15 protein-coding genes and 1 pseudogene are annotated in these 21685 nt (G+C 33.7%); 11 read left to right on the plus strand and 5 right to left on the minus strand.

Features of this window, described 5'->3' with window-relative positions; all coding sequences use genetic code 11:
* Positions 1-250 precede the first annotated feature (250 nt).
* Both BOW55_RS08650 and topA read right to left on the minus strand, forming a co-directional pair.
* Positions 251-1402 (minus strand): formimidoylglutamase, encoded by a 1152-nt coding sequence (locus BOW55_RS08650; protein ID WP_129023792.1) that lies wholly within the window; start codon positions 1400-1402, stop codon positions 251-253.
* 3 nt (positions 1403-1405) lie between these two features.
* On the minus strand, positions 1406-3922 hold the full coding sequence (topA, locus tag BOW55_RS08655) for a type I DNA topoisomerase (RefSeq protein ID WP_129023793.1): 2517 nt from the start codon (positions 3920-3922) through the stop codon (positions 1406-1408).
* Positions 3923-4242: 320 nt separating this feature from the next.
* Here topA and miaB point away from each other — a divergent pair, with 320 nt between their 5' ends.
* The 9 genes from miaB to BOW55_RS08700 all read left to right on the plus strand — a co-directional run bounded on the left by miaB (position 4243) and on the right by BOW55_RS08700 (position 13629).
* On the plus strand, positions 4243-5688 hold the full coding sequence (gene miaB / locus BOW55_RS08660) for a tRNA (N6-isopentenyl adenosine(37)-C2)-methylthiotransferase MiaB (protein ID WP_129023794.1): 1446 nt from the start codon (positions 4243-4245) through the stop codon (positions 5686-5688).
* Between the two features lie 80 nt (positions 5689-5768).
* A complete protein-coding gene (locus BOW55_RS08665) occupies positions 5769-6140 on the plus strand; it encodes a GxxExxY protein (RefSeq protein ID WP_129023795.1) in 372 nt (123 codons plus the stop codon).
* A 57-nt stretch (positions 6141-6197) separates the two neighbouring features.
* Complete coding sequence (locus BOW55_RS08670) at positions 6198-7454, plus strand: sigma-54-dependent Fis family transcriptional regulator (RefSeq protein WP_089058323.1); 1257 nt, start codon at positions 6198-6200, stop codon at positions 7452-7454.
* A gap of 102 nt (positions 7455-7556) precedes the next feature.
* On the plus strand, positions 7557-8060 hold the full coding sequence (locus BOW55_RS08675) for an LptE family protein (protein WP_129023796.1): 504 nt from the start codon (positions 7557-7559) through the stop codon (positions 8058-8060).
* A 98-nt stretch (positions 8061-8158) separates the two neighbouring features.
* The gene (locus BOW55_RS08680) at positions 8159-9556 is read left to right on the plus strand and encodes a tetratricopeptide repeat protein (protein WP_129023797.1); all 1398 of its coding nucleotides are present in this window, start codon (positions 8159-8161) and stop codon (positions 9554-9556) included.
* 3 nt (positions 9557-9559) lie between these two features.
* Complete coding sequence (gene secG / locus BOW55_RS08685; protein ID WP_089053992.1) at positions 9560-9901, plus strand: preprotein translocase subunit SecG; 342 nt, start codon at positions 9560-9562, stop codon at positions 9899-9901.
* Between the two features lie 141 nt (positions 9902-10042).
* Positions 10043-10318 carry a co-chaperone GroES gene (gene groES, locus BOW55_RS08690; RefSeq protein WP_012023920.1) on the plus strand — a complete coding sequence of 92 codons (276 nt, stop codon included), beginning with the start codon at positions 10043-10045 and terminating at the stop codon, positions 10316-10318.
* A gap of 85 nt (positions 10319-10403) precedes the next feature.
* A complete protein-coding gene (groL, locus tag BOW55_RS08695) occupies positions 10404-12032 on the plus strand; it encodes a chaperonin GroEL (protein ID WP_089053993.1) in 1629 nt (542 codons plus the stop codon).
* Between the two features lie 397 nt (positions 12033-12429).
* Positions 12430-13629 carry an ectonucleotide pyrophosphatase/phosphodiesterase gene (locus BOW55_RS08700; protein ID WP_129023798.1) on the plus strand — a complete coding sequence of 400 codons (1200 nt, stop codon included), beginning with the start codon at positions 12430-12432 and terminating at the stop codon, positions 13627-13629.
* A gap of 9 nt (positions 13630-13638) precedes the next feature.
* On the opposite strand, the gene BOW55_RS08705 is transcribed toward BOW55_RS08700, so the two are convergent.
* Together BOW55_RS08705 and BOW55_RS08710 are read right to left on the minus strand one after the other, a co-directional pair.
* Complete coding sequence (locus BOW55_RS08705; RefSeq protein WP_129023799.1) at positions 13639-15168, minus strand: SulP family inorganic anion transporter; 1530 nt, start codon at positions 15166-15168, stop codon at positions 13639-13641.
* Positions 15169-15501: 333 nt separating this feature from the next.
* A complete protein-coding gene (locus tag BOW55_RS08710; RefSeq protein WP_129023800.1) occupies positions 15502-15894 on the minus strand; it encodes a hypothetical protein in 393 nt (130 codons plus the stop codon).
* Positions 15895-16605: 711 nt separating this feature from the next.
* Here BOW55_RS08710 and BOW55_RS08715 point away from each other — a divergent pair.
* Positions 16606-17862, plus strand: a complete 1257-nt coding sequence (locus tag BOW55_RS08715; RefSeq protein ID WP_129023801.1) for a TMEM143 family protein — start codon at positions 16606-16608, stop codon at positions 17860-17862.
* Between the two features lie 139 nt (positions 17863-18001).
* Positions 18002-18469: pseudogene (locus BOW55_RS08720) on the plus strand (DUF962 domain-containing protein).
* A 3-nt stretch (positions 18470-18472) separates the two neighbouring features.
* Here BOW55_RS08720 and BOW55_RS08725 read toward each other — a convergent pair.
* The gene (locus tag BOW55_RS08725) at positions 18473-21073 is read right to left on the minus strand and encodes a family 20 glycosylhydrolase (protein ID WP_164975018.1); all 2601 of its coding nucleotides are present in this window, start codon (positions 21071-21073) and stop codon (positions 18473-18475) included.
* Between the last annotated feature and the right edge of the window lie 612 nt (positions 21074-21685).

Consider the following 21685-nt stretch of genomic DNA (forward strand, 5'->3'; position numbering starts at 1 on the left):
ATTATCTATTCATTATTATAGTTCGTAAACGTATTTATTATTTATCTAAAAAACAATACTACTCGCGAAATTTATTTTACCGTTCAAAAATAATGTTAAATAAAATAAAAAAAAATATTTCATCGACAAACTAACCGAAAAAATCGACGTAAAACACGTTTTTTTATCATATATAAACCTTATCTTACTAAAAAATATTTTGTAATATTTTGTAATTCAAAAAAATTAAGAATTCTATTGAATTTTTGTCCTATAAAGCATTTTTTCGCTGTGCTTTCCACCATCTTTCTGGCAATTCTTGGTTGCAAGCACTCAAATATTCTTCATATGAACATGGTAATAACGTATTTCTTTTTAGTTTATTGCTGCCATTTGTTTCGAATGGAATTTCTATCCACCATCTGTCTGTTTTATCACTTTTATAAAACACCAACTCCTCTTCTTCCAAAGGAACAATATACTTTAAGTAATTCGTTCTACTTCCAAAAGGATACTCTTTTGAACGATAATGATACCCTTCAATAAAATACCAAACAATTTGTGCAATAATAGGAGATTCCTGCGCTGTACTGTTGTGATTAAAAATTCCAAATGAAGAAACTTTATCACTAATTCCAGCATATCTCGCCAAAGCACAAATTTCTTTTCCGTTAAAACCATTTGGCTCAAAAGTAACAACATTACCTGAAGCCGAAGACTTAACAGAATTCAAATCAATACTCACTAAATCAGCATCTCTAAACACAGGTTCAGCCAAAGTAATTTTATTCGAAATTTCACCTAAACGATAAGCGTCAAAAAATAACTTCTCTATTAAATCAATTTCTTCTTGTGAATTATAATAAGTCTGGTAACCAATATTACAGTAATTAAAAAGGTTATTTGGCGCATCAATAATGATTTTAGTCAAATAAGAATTAGCCGAAACCAACTCATTTTCTTTACCAAAATCAAACCTATTATCTACAGAAACTAGATTTACCATTTGCTCTAAATCATCATAAGCACGGTACAAAGCATAGGTCAAATCCTGTGAACCTCCAAGGACTATAGGAATCACTTTATTCTTAATTAAAGTCGAAGTAACTTTTTTTACTGCGAAATAAGTATCCTCTACTGAATCACCTGCAAGAATATCCCCAAGGTCAGCTATAGACGCATCCCAATTACCAGGAAACATTCCGTACAGTTTTTTACGAACCGCATTAAGGTTTACTTCATTTATCATATTGATATTTCGGCGGTCTTCAAGAACGCCGACAATAGCAATATTAATTTTATCAATATCTGGAAATTGATCTTGTGTATGCAACACAATTTTACTGCCGAGTTCTTGTGAAGACAATGAACTAATGAAGTTTACCATACCTTCATTTAGCGGTTGTAGAAAATCAAATTCCATTTATTATTTCTTTTTAGCAGCTGGTTTTTTAGCTGGAGTTTTTTTAGTTGTTGCCGCTTTTTTCGCTGGCGCTTTTTTTGCTGGAGTTTTCTTAGCAATCATTTCTTGAACTTCTGCCAATGTTAATTTTGTCGCATCAACATCTTTACTCAATTCAATTTTGATTTTACCTTTTGTAATTACTGAACGCCCCCAACGTGCTTTCTCAACCAAAATCCCTTCATCTTCCCAATTGTGAAGTACTTTATCTATATTTTTTTGTAATTTATCTTCAATCAGCTCTTCAACATCAGCCTGAGATAGATTATCAAAATTGTATTTTTTGCTCACATTTACAAAAAGACCATTCCATTTAATGAAAGGACCAAAACGCCCCACACCTTTTTGAACAGCTTCTCCTTTATACATTGCAATTGGTGCATCAGCAAGTGCTTTTTCGTCAATTAACTCCTGTGCTCTTTCTTTTGAAACTCCTAAAGGGTCTTCTCCACGAGGCAACGAAATAAACACACTTCCGTGACGAACATACGGACCATATCGACCGTTGCTGACTTCTACTTCTTCTCCTTTATATTCTCCTAAATTTTTAGGAAGTAAAAATAAATTCAAAGCTTCTTCAAGCGTTATATTTCCAATATTTTGATCTGCCATTAAGCTTGCAAACTTTTTATCTTCGTCGTCTGCTTCTCCAATTTGAGCCATTGGACCAAATTTTCCTAAACGAACAGAAACTTGTCTTCCGTCAGCATCTTTTCCTAGAATTCTTTCACCGCTTTCACGTTCAGCATTTGCCTCAACTTCTTTTACATTTGGATGGAATTTATTGTAGAAATCCTGCATCATCTTTGCCCAGTCAATATTTCCTTCGGCAATTTCATCAAAATCCTGCTCAACTTTTGCAGTAAAATTATAATCTAAAATATTTCCGAAGTTTTTAACCAAGAAATCTGTTACAATAGTTCCGATATCTGTTGGAACCAATTTTCCTTTATCAGAACCTGTATTTTCTTTTAAAAGCTTCTCTCCTACTTTACTGTTTTGCAAAGTAAGCTGTGTATAATTACGTTCCTGACCTTCAAGAGTTCCTTTTTCAACATAATTTCTATTGATAATTGTTGAAATAGTTGGCGCATAAGTTGACGGACGCCCAATTCCAAGTTCCTCTAGTTTCTTCACCAAAGATGCCTCAGTATAACGTGCCGGCGGTCTTGAATATCGTTCTGTAGCTGTAATATAATTATTTGCTAGTTTTTCGTTTACTTTTAACGCAGGAAGCATTCCTTCTTGCTCCTCTTCATCGTCATCGTGACCTTCTAAGTACACTTTTAAGAAACCTTCAAAAAGCAACACTTCTCCAGAAGCTGTAAAAATTTCGCTGTGATTATCTGCTTCAATTTTCACGTTTGTTCTTTCTAATTGCGCATCACTCATTTGTGAAGCCAAAGTTCTTTTCCAGATCAAATCGTACAAACGAGCCTGATCACGATCAATATTTACAGTATGACGCGACATATCTGTTGGACGAATTGCTTCGTGCGCTTCTTGCGCTCCTTTATTCTTGTTTGCAAAAACTCTCGGTTTCGAAAATTCTTTTCCGTATGATTTTATAATTTCAGCTTCAGCCGCATCCATTGCTTCTTTTGAAAGATTCACAGAATCTGTTCTCATATAAGTAATAAGTCCCGCTTCGTATAAACGCTGTGCTAATTGCATTGTAATTCCAACTGGTAAATACAATTTTCTTGCGGCTTCTTGCTGAAGCGTAGAAGTTGTAAAAGGTGCTGTTGGAGATTTTTTGGTAGGTTTAGTTTCTAAATCGGCTACCTTATATTTAGAACCGATGTTTTGATTTAAGAAATCTTCGGCTTCTTTTTTAGTATTGAAATTTTTTGGCAGTTTTGCTTTAAACGCTTTTCCAGCTTCGTTTACAAACTCGGCAACAATTGAATATGTTGCAACTGCATTAAAGTTTTGAATTTCGCGTTCTCTTTCAACAATCAAACGTACAGAAACAGATTGTACACGTCCTGCTGAAAGTCCGCCTTTAATTTTTCTCCATAAAACTGGCGATAATTCGTAACCTACTAAACGATCCAGAACACGACGTGCTTGTTGTGCGTTTACTAAATTATAGTCTATTTCTCTTGGATTATCAATTGCTTTAAGAATCGCAGATTTTGTAATCTCATGAAAAACAATACGTTTTGTTTTCTTTTTATCAAGTTTCAATTCTTCCGCCAAGTGCCAAGAAATAGCCTCTCCCTCGCGGTCCTCATCGCTTGCTAACCAAACCGTTTCGGCATTCTTAGATAGTGTTTTAAGTTTACTTACCAAAGCTTTTTTATCTGGAGAAACTTCATATTTAGGTTTAAAACCATTCTCTACATCTACTCCTATTTCCTTTGATGGTAAGTCGGCTATGTGACCATAACTTGACTCCACCTGAAAATCGTTCCCTAGAAATTTCTCGATTGTTTTCGCCTTTGCAGGTGACTCCACTATTACTAAATTCTTTGCCATTGCTCTATTTTTCTGCAACAAAAGTATTTATTTTTTTTAAATATTAACCTCGTCAATTCATTTTTGAGTTATTTTAGTATTATGTTTCTTAAAATTGAAGATTTATCTGAACTATTCTTTATAATATATATAGGTGTAACTTTTACTATTCGATAACCGAGAAATATGCTTTTTATTTATGAGTTTAAACAACCACCTACATCACTTTTCTAATCTTCAGATAGAGCTATAATCCCTGAAAATTAAATTTGTTAATTCTTTCCCTGCCATCTTGTCATATTGACCGCATTTACGCTATCTTTGCACTTTGAATTTTTACAATGGAAAAGATTATTGAAGAAAGCAAACAAGGCGAAAGTCTTGTTTTAGAAAATAAACCTGAGAATACTAAAAAACTTTTTATAGAAAGTTACGGCTGTGCGATGAATTTTTCGGACAGTGAGGTCGTAGCTTCCATTTTGTCTGATGGAGGATACAATACTACTTCAGTTCTTGAAGAAGCTGATTTGGTTTTGGTAAACACTTGTTCTATTCGTGACAAAGCCGAACAAACGATTCGTAAACGTCTAGAAAAATACAATGCAGTAAAACGCATTAATCCGAAAATGAAAGTAGGCGTTTTAGGCTGTATGGCTGAACGTTTAAAAAGTCAGTTTTTAGAAGAAGAAAAAATAGTCGACCTTGTTGTTGGCCCTGATGCTTACAAAGATCTTCCTAATTTATTAGCAGAAGTTGAAGAAGGACGTGACGCTATTAATGTCATTTTATCAAAAGAAGAAACTTACGGAGATATTTCGCCTGTTCGTTTAATGAGTAACGGTATCACTGCTTTGGTTTCGATCACTCGTGGATGCGATAATATGTGTACGTTTTGCGTTGTGCCTTTTACACGCGGACGTGAGCGCAGTCGTGAACCGCAAAGTATTATGGCTGAAATTCAGGATTTATGGAATAAAGGTTTTAAAGAAATTACACTTTTAGGTCAAAACGTTGACAGTTACCTTTGGTACGGCGGCGGTTTGAAGAAAGATTTCGTAAACGCTTCTGAAATGCAAAAAGCAACTGCGGTTGATTTTGACCAATTGTTAGAAATGGTTGCGGTTGGTTTTCCTAAAATGCGTATCCGCTTTTCGACTTCAAATCCGCAGGATATGCATGAGAGTATCTTGCATGTTATTGCGAAATATCCAAATATCTGTAAACACATTCACTTGCCTGTTCAATCTGGAAGCAATAGAATTTTAAAAGAAATGAATCGTCTGCATACTCGTGAAGAATATATGACTTTGATTGACAAAATTAGAGCAATTGTTCCGGATGCTTCGATTTCGCAAGATATGATTGCCGGTTTTCCAACTGAAACGGAGCAAGATCATCAAGATACAATGAGTTTAATGGAATATGTGAAATACAACTTCGGTTATATGTATTCGTATTCTGAGCGCCCAGGAACTTTGGCAGGACGAAAAATGGAAGATGATGTTGAAGAAGAAACCAAAGCCAGAAGATTACAAGAAATTGTTGATTTACAACAAAAACATGCATGGTTTAGAAGTGAAGAGTTTGTTGGCCAAGTTGTTGAAGTTCTAGTAGAAAAAGTTTCTAAAAAATCAAAAGAAGAATTCTCTGGAAGAAACTCTCAAAGTATAACAGTGGTTTTCCCAAAAGAGAATTATAAAATTGGAGATTTCGTAAACGTAAAAATCACAAGCTGTACTTCAGGAACCTTAAAAGGGGAAGCTGTAGGCTTAAGCGGCATGAATTAATTTTTTTTTCGCCACAAATCTCCCTAATTTACACGAATTTTCTTTCAATATTTTCTATAGATTTGTTTTAAAAACAAAGCATGGAATTATATAGAAAAGAAGAATATTATAAAATTGTCGGGATTTGCATGGAAATTCATAGAATATTGGGCGGCGGACTTTTAGAAATTGTTTACAAAGATGCATTAGAATATGAATTTAGGAAACATAACATTCCGTATGAACGTGAAAAAGAATACAACATCCAATATAAAGAGATTGTTTTAGCACATAAATTCTTTGCTGATTTTGTAGTTTATGATGAAATCATTTTAGAAGTGAAAGCATCAAAAGATATAATTGACGAATACACAGCTCAAACAATAAATTATTTAAAACTAGCTGATAGTGATTTAGGAATTATCGTTAATTTTAATAAAAAGACATTACAACACAAAAGAGTTATTCATTGACCCAGTTTCAAAAATTTGTGAAATTCGAGAAATTCGTGGCAAAAGATAAAATCTAATATGGAAACAGTTCAAGCAATAAAACAACGATTTGAGATTATTGGTAATGACCCAAAATTAAATCGCGCTATCGAGAAAGCCATTCAGGTTGCTCCTACTGATATTTCGGTAATGGTAACGGGAGAAAGTGGTGTTGGTAAAGAAAACATTCCAAGAATTATACACTCGCTTTCGCACAGAAAGCACGGAAAATATATTGCGGTAAACTGTGGTGCAATTCCAGAAGGAACTATTGATAGTGAACTTTTCGGACACGAAAAAGGAGCTTTTACTGGCGCGACAAGCACTCGTGAAGGTTATTTTGAAGTTGCCGACGGCGGAACCATTTTTCTTGATGAAGTTGGAGAATTGCCTTTGACAACTCAGGTTCGTTTGCTTCGTGTTTTAGAAAATGGTGAATTCATAAAAGTAGGATCTTCTCAGGTTCAAAAAACCAATGTTCGTATTGTTGCGGCTACCAATGTGAATTTGTTTAATGCTATCGAAAAAGGAAAATTTCGTGAAGATTTATATTATCGTTTAAGCACGGTCGAAATCACATTACCTCCTTTACGTGAGCGTAATGATGATATTCATTTATTGTTCAGGAAATTTGTGGCAGATTTTGCTCATAAATACAAAATGCCTCCTTTAAAATTAGATGATGATGCTGTAAATGTATTGCAAAAATTTAGATGGAACGGAAATATCCGCCAGCTTCGAAATGTAGCCGAACAAATTTCGGTTTTAGAAACCAATCGCGATATTTCGGCAGCCACTTTACAATCGTATCTTCCTGCAGAAGGAAGCAACCTGCCATCTGTAATAAGTGACAGTAAAAAAGAAAGCGATTTTAGCACCGAAAGAGATATTTTGTACAAAGTCCTTTTTGATATGAAAAGCGATCTGAATGATCTAAAAAAATTGACTTTAGAATTAATGAAGAACGGCTCTTCAAAAGTGCAGGATATTAATCCAAATTTAATTCAGAAAATATACGGTTCACAGGAAAATGAAAGCGAGATTGATTTTGAAGAAGAACCAAGAACGGCTGTTATGACTCCTGCTGGACGCGAAGAAAATTATCAAATGCCGGAAGACAATTATTTGTTTGCCGAAACTATTGAAGAAGAAGAAATTTTACGCCTTGAACAGAAAGAAATCGAAATGATCAAAAAATCATTAGAAAAAAACAAAGGGAAACGTAAAGCTGCTGCTGATGAATTAGGTATTTCTGAAAGAACTTTATACCGAAAAATCAAACAATTTGATTTATAGTTTTAGTGCAAAGTCAATAAAACACCAAAACATTTTAAACCAAAAATGAATACCTTTGATCCAAGCGTCAATAAACTGACGAATCAATACTGAAAATAAAAAATGAAAAACTTAAAATATCTTTTTATTCTATTAATAGCAACCACTTTCAGCGGTTGCGGCGTTTACAACTTTACGGGAACGGGAACAATTAACGCGAAAACTTTTCAAGTTAACTTTTTCCAAAATAACGCTGATTTGATTGAACCTGGAATAGACAGACAATTTACATTGGCATTGCAAGATTTAATTCAAAACCAAACCAATTTGAACTTGGTCAGCACTGGAGGAGAATTAACATACGAAGGAGAAATTACAGATTACAGAATAACGCCAATGACAGCCACCGCTGATCAGCAGGCTGCACAAAACCGTTTGACGATTCGTATAAATGTTCGTTTCACAAACAAAAAGAAGGAAACAGATGATTTTGAAAGAACATTTGAGTTTTATTACGATTTCCCTGGAAATGAATTACCAACAGGCAGTGTTTTAAACACAGCAATTCAAACTATTTTTGAGAGAATTACTCAGGATATCTTTAATGAATCATTAGCAAAATGGTAGTTTTTTGGTTTAACTGGTTAATTGTTTATTTGTTCAATCGATGACCTATTAAACAAATACAAGGATTAAATAAATTAAACGATTAAATAAAAAAAGAAATGAATGTGACTGATTATACTTACTTAATGAACAAACCCGATGCTATTACAGAACAGCAGGCAGAAGCATTAGGAAGTGTTTTGAATGAATTTCCGTATTTTCAAAGTGCCAGAGCACTGCGATTAAAAGGGCTTTACAATCAAAACAGCTTTAAGTATAACTACGCCTTAAAAGTTACTGCCGCTCACACAGCTGATCGTTCGGTATTATTTGATTTTATTACCTCAGAAAATTTCACCACAATTCAAGGTGAATATTACGATCGTAAGCTTCAAGATTTACTAGAAATAACTGTTGTTGACAGCGAAATTGTCGCGCCTAAACCAATCGATAAAGTTGCATTTACAAAAATCGATCCGATTGAACAGTCTATTTTAGACTCGATTAAAGAAGCTTCAAATGTAGTATTTGAAGAACCTGCAAAAATTATAGAAAAACCTATTGATCCCATTATTGAAAAATCAATCTTAAGTTCGATAAAAGAAGCTGCAGCAAATACTTTTGAAGAAAAAGTAAAAACAGAAGAACCAACAACTTCTGTTAGCGAATCAATAATTGCAAGCCCTAGCGAAGAAGAAATTTTAAACACTTTTAAAGAGGCTGAAAAAACAGAGAGCACTCCAACAGAAACTATTATTGAGTCCTCTATTATAAGTCCTACTGAAGAAGAAATATTAAATACTTTTGAAGAAGTGACAAAATCAGAAGAAAAAACAATTGAACCTGCAACTGAACAGAAAGCGGTTACACCTATTAAAGGAGCAATTCCAACTTTCTTTGAAGAAATTGTAGACGATGAAATCGAAGAAGTAAGAGTATTATCTCCAATCGAAGAATCAATTTTGAGTTCAATAAAAGAGGCATCAACAGTTGTATTTGATAAGGTAAAAACAGAAGAAGAACCAAAAGAAACAGAGAGCTCTGAACCTGTAAAAAATGCCGAGAAAAATCTTGAAATAGGAAAACCATTAGATTTCTCTGATAACGAAAAGCATTCTTTTCAAGAATGGCTGCAATTGGCAAAAACGGAACCTATAGATAGAACTGAGGATACTACAAATAATAATGAAACCAAAACAGCTGAAGAAGTTGAGAGAATTGAGGAAGAAAAAAAGAAAAAGGCAGAAATAATCGATAAGTTTATCGAAACCAATCCTAAAATATCTCCAATAAAACAGACTGCAATAACCCCTGCAGTACAATTTGACATCAACAAAGAAGATAATTCTTACTTAATGACAGAGACTTTGGCCAGAGTATATTTAGAACAAAAAAAATATACCAAAGCGATACAAGCATATGAAATATTAATTTTGAAATATCCAGAAAAAATTACTTTCTTTGCAGACCGCATTTCGGATATAAAGATTTTACAACAAAATAACAATAACAATTAAGCAATGAGCACATTTTCAATTTTTTTAGTTTTAATCACAATAGTTTGTTTTCTATTGATCGTAGTAATCATGGTTCAAAACCCTAAAGGAGGAGGATTATCTTCTACTATCAGCGGAACTCAAATGTTAGGTGGTGTTCAAAAAACAACTGACTTTTTAGACAAGAGTACTTGGACATTAGCAACTATTTTGATTGTTTTAATTTTACTTTCAAGCTTAAGCTTTACAGGATCATTAAACGACACAGGATCTAAAATTATTGAAAAAACAGAAGCTCCTGCTGCAACTACACCAGCTGCACCAGCACAGCAAACTCCTGCTCCGGCAGCACCTGCTACAAAATAATAATTTTGATATAAATTAAAATGCCAGCCTGTCAAAGCTGGCATTTTTTTTAAGAAATAATGTCAGTTTTATGAGCATGGCACAGTTTCTGAAAGTTTTTAGAACATTAAAAAACGTATAACCTAATAACATAATAAAATCATGGCTTTAAACATAAAACCGCTTTCAGACCGCGTACTTATTGAGCCTGTTGCAGCTGAAACTAAAACTGCTTCAGGAATCTTTATTCCAGATACTGCCAAAGAGAAACCACAAAAAGGAACTGTAGTTGCAGTAGGAAACGGATCAAAAGATCACACAATGACTGTAAAAGTTGGCGACACGGTACTTTACGGTAAATATGCAGGAACTGAATTAAAACTAGAAGGAACTGATTATTTGATTATGCGTGAAGACGACATCTTAGCGATAATCTAAAAATACATATTGTATTAAGTACGAAGCCTTAAGAATTAAGAACTTCAATAACTTGAAACAAATCAAACTTTAAACAAAAATTAAAATGGCAAAAGATATAAAATTTGATATTGAAGCACGTGACGGATTAAAACGTGGTGTTGATGCATTAGCAAATGCTGTAAAAGTAACTCTTGGACCAAAAGGTCGTAACGTAATTATCGGAAAATCATTTGGTGGACCAACTGTTACTAAAGATGGTGTTTCTGTTGCAAAAGAAATCGAATTAAAAGACCCATTAGAAAATATGGGCGCGCAAATGGTTAAAGAAGTAGCTTCTAAAACTAATGATTTAGCGGGTGACGGAACTACAACTGCTACTGTTTTAGCACAAGCTATCGTAAAAGAAGGTTTAAAAAACGTTGCAGCTGGTGCAAATCCAATGGATTTAAAACGTGGTATCGACAAAGCTGTTGAAGCTATCGTTGCTGACTTGGCTTCTCAAGCTAAAGTTGTTGGAAGCGATTCTGACAAAATCAAACAAATTGCTTCTATCTCTGCAAATAATGACGAAGTTATTGGTGAATTAATCGCTACGGCTTTTGCTAAAGTAGGTAAAGAAGGTGTTATCACTGTCGAGGAAGCTAAAGGAACTGACACTTTTGTAGATGTTGTTGAAGGTATGCAGTTTGACAGAGGATATCTTTCTCCTTACTTCGTAACAAACCCAGAGAAAATGGAAGTTGAATTAGACTCTCCATACATCTTATTATACGACAAAAAAGTATCTTCTTTAAAAGAATTACTTCCAGTTTTAGAGCCGGTTGCTCAATCAGGAAAACCATTATTAATTATTGCTGAAGATGTTGACGGTGAAGCTTTATCTACTCTTGTAGTAAACAAATTAAGAGGCGCTCTTAAAATCGCTGCTGTAAAAGCGCCAGGTTTTGGAGACAGAAGAAAAGCAATGTTAGAAGATATCGCAATCTTAACTGGTGGAACTGTAATTTCTGAAGAAAGAGGATATACTCTTGAAAATACAACTATCGAAATGTTAGGAACTGCAAAAAGAGTTTCTATCGATAAAGACAATACTACTATTGTAAGTGGTGCTGGTGAAGCTGATATTATCAAAAACAGAGTAAACCAAATTAAAGGTCAGATGGAAACTACAACATCTGATTATGATAAAGAAAAATTGCAAGAGCGTTTGGCTAAATTAGCTGGCGGTGTTGCTGTTCTTTACGTTGGTGCTGCTTCTGAGGTTGAAATGAAAGAGAAAAAAGACAGAGTTGACGATGCATTACACGCAACTCGTGCTGCTGTTGAAGAAGGAATTGTTGCCGGTGGTGGTGTGGCGCTATTAAGAGCAAAAGCTGCTTTAGCTTCTCTTAAAGCTGATAACGCTGACGAAGCAACTGGAATCCAGATTGTATCTCGTGCTGTTGAATCTCCGTTAAGAACAATTGTTGAAAATGCAGGTCTTGAAGGTTCTGTAGTTGTAGCAAAAGTTGGTGAAGGTTCTGGAGATTTTGGATACAATGCAAAAACTGACGAATATGTAGATATGCTTAAAGCTGGTATTATCGATCCTAAAAAAGTAACTCGTGTAGCTCTTGAAAATGCTGCATCTGTTTCTGGAATGATCCTTACTACAGAATGTGCATTAATCGATATTAAAGAAGAAAACGCTGGCGGAATGCCAATGGGCGGCGGAATGCCAGGAATGATGTAATTCATTCTCTTCTTAAAACTCAAAAGCGCTGGATTTTTATCCGGCGCTTTTTTTGTTTGCCACGAATTGCACTAATTTCCACGAATGATTTTGCTTGTAAAAAGTTGCCACAGATTACACAGATTAAAAGGATTTCTTTATTGGAAACACTAAAAAAATTTCACGCAGATTTTACTGATTCAAGCAGATTAATTTAATTTTTATAATCTATGATCTGCATAAAATAAAAATCCTTTTAATCTGTGTAATCTGTGGCTAATTAAAATATGCGCAAAAGATTGAAAAAAATTAATTCGTGGAAATTAGTGCAATTCGTGGCAACTCTCTTTATTTAACATTCTCTTTTTCTTTAAAAAATCTGTTATTTCTACCTTTGCAGTTCTATTAAAATTACAAAATGAGAAAATTCACAACTCACCTCTTATCTTTTACACTCTTACTTCTTACTACTTTTTTACAGGCTCAAACCAACAAAGATTCTTATGTAGTTTTAGTTTCTATGGATGGATTTCGCTGGGATTATGCAAAACACTTTAAGCTTCAAAATTTAAAGCAAATCGCAACTGAGGGTGTTCATGCAAAATCAATGAAACCTTCTTATCCGAGTAAAACTTTTCCAAATCATTACTCTATTGTTACAGGGCTTTACCCTGATCATCATGGTATCATCAATAATGTTTTTTATGATGCCGCTTTAAACGAATCTTTTTCATTATCAAGTGATGCCAAAACTGATTCTCGCTATTACGGCGGAAATCCTATTTGGAATCTCGCAGAGCAGCAAGGTGTAAAAACGGGTTCTTTTTTCTGGCCGGGTTCTGACATTGATAAACGAAATCCAAGTTATTTTAAAAAATACGACAGTAAAATTCCATACGGAGCTCGAATCGATACTGTCCTAAAATGGCTTCAGCTTCCAGAAAAGCAACGACCTCATCTTGTCACTTTGTATTTTGATGAGCCAGATCATACAGGTCATAATTTTGGACCATTATCGGCAGAGACTAAAAAAGCGGTTATAAAAATGGACTCGATTATGGGCGCATTGTCTCGCAGATTAGATCAATTAGAAATTGGAAAAAAAATCAATTTGATTATTGTTTCAGATCACGGAATGGCGAACATCAGCAATGATAAAAAAGTGGCTGTTTTAGATTATTTAAAACCAGAATGGCTTGGATACAAAGCCGTAGTTAACCCAATTATGAGTCTTCAGGCAAAAACCAGTTGTCAAGATTCAATCGCAAAAGCCTTAAAAAAAGTACCGCATATTAAGTTTTGGAAAGCAGCAGAAGTTCCAAAAAGACTTCATTACGGCACCAATCCGCGTGTACATGATTTTGTAATCGAAGCAAAAAAAGGATACAGCCTAGTCAGCAAAGAAAGTCAAAATATAAAAGGCGGAACTCATGGTTATGACAATAACGAAAAAGATATGCATGCCATTTTCTATGCAAAAGGTCCTGCATTTAAAGTAGATAAAACGGTAAAAACTTTTCAAAACGTTTCGGTTTATCCTTTAATTGCTCATATTTTAGGCTTGCAAATAGGCGAAATTGACGGAAAGTTCAGCGACGTAAAATCGATGCTTCGTTAAATTTGATAATTAAGAAACGACTTTATACGTAGGATCTTCTATTACATTTACGTTGATAACAGCATCAGCATTTTTAAGCAATTGCCTGCAATCTGCACTTAAATGCTGTAATTCTACAACCTTGTTTAGCTGATTGTATTTTTTAGTCAAATTATTTAACGCTTCGATTGCTGACATATCTGAAACTCGGCTTTCCTTAAAATCTATAACAATATGATCTGGATCGTTTTTGATGTCGAATTTCTCTGTAAAAGCAGCTATCGAACCAAAAAATAACGGCCCATAAATTTCGTAACGTTTTATTCCGTTTTCGTCTACATACTGTCTTGCTCGGATTCTTTTAGCACTTTCCCATGCAAAAACCAAAGCAGAAATAATTACTCCAATTAAAACTGCTAAAGCTAGATTATGCAATACAATTGTAATAAGAGCGACTAAAATACCAACGAAAATATCATGTTTAGGCATTTTATTGATAATTCTGAAACTCGACCATTCAAATGTTGTAATTGCAACCATCATCATAACACCAACCAAAGCCGCCATTGGCAATTTACCAATAACAGGAGCTCCAAAAAGTACAATCATTAAAATCGTTAAAGCAGCAATAATTCCAGAAAGTCTTGCTCTGGAACCGGCACCAAGATTTACCAAAGTTTGTGCGATCATTGGGCAGCCGCCCATTCCGAAAAAGAAACCGTTTAAGATATTTGAACTTCCTTGCGCAATGCATTCGCGATTACTATTCCCTCGTGTTCCTGTAATCTCGTCAACAAGATTCAGTGTAAGCAAACCTTCGGTTAAACCAACGGCTGCGACAATTACAGAATAGGGAAATATTACTTTAAGAGTTTCAAAAGTAAAAGGAATATTAGGAATATGAAACGGAGGAAATCCGCCTTGAACTGAGGCGATATCTTCGACTGTTTTAGTCTCAATATTAAAAATAAGTACGATGGCAAACACTACCATAATTGCCACTAAAGAAGCTGGAACTGCTTTTGTAAGTTTCGGAAAAAGGAGAACGATACTAATTGTAAGTGCGGTTAAACCTAACATTATATACAGCGGCGTTCCTTGCAGCCAAGTTGTTTCGCCATTTACAATAGTTTTAAACTGCTCGAGCTGCGACATAAAAATCACAACTGCCAGTCCGTTTACAAAACCAAACATAACAGGCTGCGGGACTAAACGTATAAATTTTCCGAGTTTAAAAAGTCCAATAGTTATTTGCACCAGTCCGCCAAGCGCAACCGCCGCAAAAACATATTCTAATCCGTGCGATTTCATTAAAGCAATTAAAACAATCACTGTTGCTCCCGCGCCTCCAGAAATCATTCCAGGTCTTCCGCCAAAAACTGCAGTAACTAATCCAGCTATAAAAGCAGCATACAAACCAACTAAAGGCGGAAATCCAGCCAAAATTGCAAACGACAAAGATTCTGGAATCATAGTCATTGCAACGGTTAAACCTGCTAAAATTTCGTTTTTGTAATTGACTTTTTGAGTAAAATCGAAGAGTTGAAAAGCTTTTTTCATAGGACACAAATGTAAAAAATAATGCCCATAAATGGAATAAAGCTTTGTTCTATAAAAAAACTAAAGTGATAGCAATAAAGAAAATTTCAACTTAGAACAACTGCTTTAATACCAAAACTAAAACAGAGAGTATAAAATGTATCATAATCTATTTTTGACTTTTATAAGAAATTCAAAATTATTTATAAAACAGTACAAACAACTAGGTATTTATACCTGTTTTCGTACTGTCGCATCTCCTTCTTGTTACGGAATCAAAACTGAATCAAGCGCATTTTGCTTTTGGTAAAGAAAAAAAAACTTGTCGCTTAAACAACTAAAAAACAGAACTTCTTACTTCTGATCTCCTTCTGCAATTTGTGCTTCTAAATATTGAATTACTTTTTGAAGGCTTTCAATTGTCTCTTTTCGAGCTTCTGCAAGATCTTTGTAATTGATTGCTTCTTCGTCTTTGTCTGTCTTCTCTGTTTTGTAATATATAACAGGTTCTTCACGAAAAGCATCTAACCTTATCATACTGCCGGTACCTTTTAAAAGCCACTCGAGATTGATATCTGAATATCTTCTTAGGATATTTTCTAACTTATCGAGCCCTATTGTTTTATTTCTTTTTAATTGGCTCGCAAAAGATCCATTAGACATACCAATCTCTCTTTCAAAAGCACTAACTCTAATACCCTTGTAATCAAGATACTGCTTTATTCTCTGTAAGGTGTTTTCTGACATAAATTATTATTTTATTAGAAAATATTCTATTTATTTTGTAATTAAGAAATATCTTACTATATTTGTCTCGTTTTTAATACAAATTAAGCAATGGACAAAAATATAAAAACTAAACCAAGTTACAATCAAGATGTCTTAAAGATTATCAAAAATAGATACGGATATTCTTACGATTATATTCGAAAGTCTATTCGAGGTGATAGAACCGGGATAACCTGCGATCTTATTAAAGCTGAATATTCCAAGCTTGTTAATGAGTATAAAAAACTAATGGAAAGCCAAATAAGCAAATTAAAGGATGTGAAAAAATAACCGCTGCCATTAAAATTTATTCGATTTTAAACTGATAAAAACTAAATTATATAAAAAACAGACCCTACACTAATCTCCGTAATAGTGCTTATAATATAACACAGAAGAATCCTCACTCTCTGCTATTACTATTATAAGAAGGGTCGATGTAAATCTATTCATGCAATAGAAACAATTTTAGATATGTAACTGATCCGCACATATCTAAGGTACCCTCTCAAGGAAGTCAAAGCTGTAAAGAAATTCTTTACGGCTTTTGTCTTTTTATAGAGATTCTTATTTTTGATTAAATGAGTATCAAAATCTTTATTCCTTTCTAAAAAAACTTAAAAAATCAAATTTGGAGCAGTATTTTTGCGTTACATATATACTTCAAAAATTAAAGCCTCAAAAATCGATATGACACGAGAACATTATATTCCTTTTAACAAGGAATTTTTACTCGAACAACAAATTACTGCTTTCGCTGAAGACTCAAATAAAATTGACGATTTCAAGAAATTATTCGACATTATAGAACATTATTATCATTACGAATCTTTTAATCTAAATCGAAATTTAAAACAAAATTATTCTCTTTTTGACCCTGATTTGAGCGAAAAAGAACGCGAGGGCTTTATTGGAAAAAGTGATTTTTCTGTTTTTAAAAACACTTTACTTACGGTTTTAGAACGCGGCAATTATCATCGTATAGACAAAGAAACACTGGAAGTTGCTTTTAAGGAATCTGACTTGATTGGACTCGATTTATCGATCGATTTTAATGCTTTTAAAGATTACGAACTTTATGTTCGCGGTCATCATAAAGCTAAAGAAAAAATTACAAAATACATTTTCTGGAAGAAAGAAGTTGAGATCGAATATTACGATCGGGTAATGATTTTTCTTAATTATAATGAGGCTGATTATTTGAGTGAAAAGAAAGTGAAGTTAGGAAAAATGCCAATTGATCCGGGTTCGATTGCATTGAAAATCTTTAAACGCGTTCCTAAAAATGATCTTGAAACTATTTTTCCAAATGCCATTCCGAAAATGTCTTTAAAAGACAAATTACTGCTTTGGGTTCCTGGAATTTTTGGAGGTCTTTCATTATTAAGTGCGAAAGTGATTCCAGCTTTAATTAATATGTACGGCGCTTATGAAACGAGAGAAGCTATTGATTTACTTAACAGCAAAACCTCGCTAAATCAAGGTCTGATTGCCTTAGGAATATTATCTGCTTATTGTTTTCGACAGTACAACAACTTTGTAAACAAAAAAATCAGATATTCTAAAATGCTTTCAGACAGTTTGTATTTCAAAAACTTAGGAAACAACAGCGGTGCTTTTTATTCGCTTTTAAATTCGTCTGAAGAAGAGGCTTTGAAAGAAACCATTTTGGCTTATTCTTTTTTAAGCAGAAGTCAATATCCGTTAACTGCCGAAGAATTAGATCTACAAATAGAAGCTTGGTTTGCCTCTGAATTAAAAACAGAATTGGATTTTGATGTGAACGATGCTTTATTCAAATTAAAAAACATTGGAATTGGAATTGAAACTAGCGGAAAATGGAGCGTTATTCCGTTAAATGAAGCCTTGATAAAGATTGACGAATTGTGGGATGGCGTTTTTGATTATAATGAGCATAATAAAATGCAAACTGAAGTTCTCGCCTAAAAAAACAGATCAAGAATTACAGTTTTAGAAATTCTATCTGCCTATTTAGTATTACCATTCTCAATGAAACATTCAAAACGGAATAAGTAAAATCTAAAGAAAATTTTACTAGATTTACAAATACCTAAATCCAAAGAGAATGAGAACATTAGACCAATGGTTTACTGAATACGCTGTAAGTCATCAAAACCCACAGAACAAAGCGATACACTACATTTGTGTGCCCGCAATTTTCTTTTCTATCGTTGGTTTATTAATGAGTATTCCAAGCGGTTTAATCGCAAATACACTAAAACTAAATGCTCCGTTTATCGAGAATTGGGCATTTGTCGTTTTACTTTTTGTTCTAATTTTCTACATCCGATTATCGATTGCGATGGCGGTTAAAATTGCCATTTTTTCGGCTCTTTGTTTAATAGCGAATTAATATATCGGACAGGTTTTTCCGTTATGGATTTTCTCGATCGGCGTATTTGTAATTGCTTGGATTGGGCAATTTTACGGACATAATATTGAGGGCAAGAAACCTTCTTTCTTAAAAGATCTTCAGTTTTTATTAATTGGTCCGGCTTGGGTGGTTGAAAATTTATTTTCTAAAAAACAATAATCATTATTTACTTACTTCAACAAAAGTAAACATCCACTTTACTGGATTTTGCCAATCTTTACCTTTAAAAACTCCAACGGGCAGTTTAATTCTCACTGTATTCCATCCTTTTTTTAATGCAATTTTTGTTGGATCTCTAAATTCATATCCTTCGTCACTCAATGGAATTTCTGAATTACCTTTCATATCAGGATGTTTCCAAATTGGTGGATTTACCAATAAATTATTCACCCAAACTGCGCTGTTTAAATTACTCCAAGTACCAGCAGCCGGCGAATCTGTACTCATTGAACGTGATAAATTATTAAAGCCTATCCAAAATTCCTGTTCTTTGTCTTCATCACTCCAAATTTGAGTTTGAGCATACCAAGTTGTATTTTCTTGCGGCTTCTCGATCACGCCCGAAATTTGCGGTGCCCACCAATGTCTCATAACCAAAGCACCGCCAACAGCTTTGTAAACTGTTTTTTCTTTTACTGTATTAAATGACTGTTTTTCGAATGCAAAAGCTTTTGACAAATCTCCTTTATTATCATAAGGTCCATAAATATCCCAAACTAAATCTGCCTGCTTAACATAATTAAAAGGCAGGTTTTTAAAATATTGTTTTTTTTGATCTAATAAACGGTTTTCAAACACTGCAAATGATTTAGCTCTTTCGCTTTCGGGCTGACCAATAACTGCCGTCCAGCCTGCATAACCGCCGCCTTGCCAACTGCGTTCTGCAAAAGCCAGCATACCGGGATAAACGGGATTCATTTTCATAACATCTTCTTCATTCGCCGCAGCTCTATCGTTCCATACACAAACAGTGCCTCCTAAAGCATTTTCATTACCCTCAGTTAAATTACATATTTGACGATTAAAAATTGTAACAACACTTTCTAAAGGATCCATATGATTTAGATACAAGTGTCTAGAATCTAAATATTTTATGTTTTTATTTTTACTAACACTTGTCGCGCCTTCCATCCAAAGCTGACGAATTACTCCATCGTTAAAATTCCCACCGGGCTCCCATCCTATTACTTTTTTACCTAAACTTTCAGTCAAAGCAATAACTTCTGGCAAAAATTTCTGATTGGTTATTTTAACTTCATCGGCACCTAAATGCAGATAAGGAACATCATAAGTCGCACAAAATTCTTTGATTATATTTTTTACAATTTCTAAACCTGCATCACTTTGCATATCGACTCCCATTGCTCTTTTGAACGCTGCACTATGTCCAGGCATATCAATTTCAGGAACCAAAGTTATGTATCGCTCTTTGCAATACTTAATAAGTTCTTTTAAATCGCTTTCTGTATAATACTCTCCTTTATCACGAAGCATATATTCTGGAGCTGTTAACTGCGGATATAACTTACTTTGCAAACGCCATGCAATATCTTCTGTAGGATGAAAATGAAAGATATTTAATTTATACGCTGCCATAACATCTATTTGCTGTTTCAAAAGCGCAACAGATTGGTAATTTCTTCCCACATCTACCATAAATCCGCGCCATGCAAAGGCAGGCCAATCGGTAATATCAGAAGCATCTACAAAGGTATTATCCCGCATTAATTGCAGTAAGGTTTGAATACCATTAAAAATTCCCTGCGAAGTATTGGCTGTAAGAATTATTCTATCTGATGTTGCTTCTAAGTGATACGCCTCTGACTGATTTTTTGGAGCGGAAACATTCCCTAAACACAGCTGAATATATTTTTCATTGTATGCCGTTTTATTTGTCACTTTTACCCTCAATCCTTTTTGCTCCATAGCTTCTTTCAACACCAAAGCTTCTTTCTCTAAAGCTGGATTATCAACGAGAATTGCTGTTTCTGCAGTTAACGAAAAAGCACCTGTTTTCCAATTCAACTGTTGTGGCTTTGGCAGTAACGAAGGTTTTGATTCTAGATCAAAAACATCAGGATAAACTAAATGCTTCCACAACAAATAGCCGTCTCCCTTAAGATGCAAACCGTCATTAGTTAACTCTTTTCTTAGCTTTCCGTTTTCATCACAAAAGGAAGTGTGCAAATCAATATAAGTATATTGATAAACAGCCGAATTTTGTTTCAAAACAGCATTTAAGCGCTTTATCTGTTCTCCTTTGCCTGTATGGTTTTCAAATTTTTTATAGAAATCATTTACAGGTAATATGCTTTGCACAAACAATTTTGTCGATGGAGATTCTTGTTTTAAATACGAAACAATTTTTACAATATTTTTAAAAATACTATCGGTCGAAATATTCCTTGACAAATCATTAACTCCAATCAATAAAAAAACTTTTTCAGGTTTTCTAATGGCAATTTCATCAATTCGATTCAAAACTGCGGCACTTACATCACTGCTTATTCCACGATTTTTTATCCGATTATCTGCAAATAATTCAGCCCACTCTGCGCCATTTGTAATACTGTTTCCAACAAAAACAATGTCGTTTTTTGTCAATGGAAGTGTTCTAAAATGAGAAACGCGCTGATGATAAAAAGTAGAAAACAAACTATCCGGCAATACTGTTTTTTTTATCTGACCATTTGCACTTATCGTGGCACACAGCATAACAATCATTGCAAAATGAAACCAGTTGTATTTTTTATAATAATTCATAATTCAATTCTAATTTTCTCATTTTAAATAGTCGTTCTTCAAATCTAATTTAAAAACATTCCAAAATAATTACTTCTTCTCCCTTAATTATTCTTTTACAATCACACTGTTAATTTAGAGAATTATACATCAACAAACCTGCTCGATCCTCCTTTGGCAAGATTATTTTCAAACTCTCATTATCACAGTGCAATTACAGCTAGTCATTATTAAAACTTTTTATTTCATTTTTCTTTTTCTTTCATTTCATCAAACAAATCCTCTTCTTTTTAGTCTTTTTCATTTCAGTAAATTGAATATTTCCTAAATATCATTCCTCCTATCTGATTTTCAAAAACATTATTTTTTTAGCTGAAACAAAAAACTAAAACCCGTTTTTATTTAATAAAATATTTTAATATTTAACAAATGTATATATTATTATTTAAGAAAAAAAGCAAAACAGTAAAAATGTGTTCGAACACATTATACATAAACACGAATTAATAAAAATATTTAAAATGTTTTATTTTAAGATAAAAAATTACAATACAACAATATAAGCGTTATTATCTGATTTCTTTACGGTTTACCTCATTGTTAAAAAATACTTAATAAATTTTTTTTAATAAT

The sequence above is a fragment of the Flavobacterium sp. YO12 genome (genome assembly GCF_004119495.1).
Taxonomy (GTDB): domain Bacteria; phylum Bacteroidota; class Bacteroidia; order Flavobacteriales; family Flavobacteriaceae; genus Flavobacterium.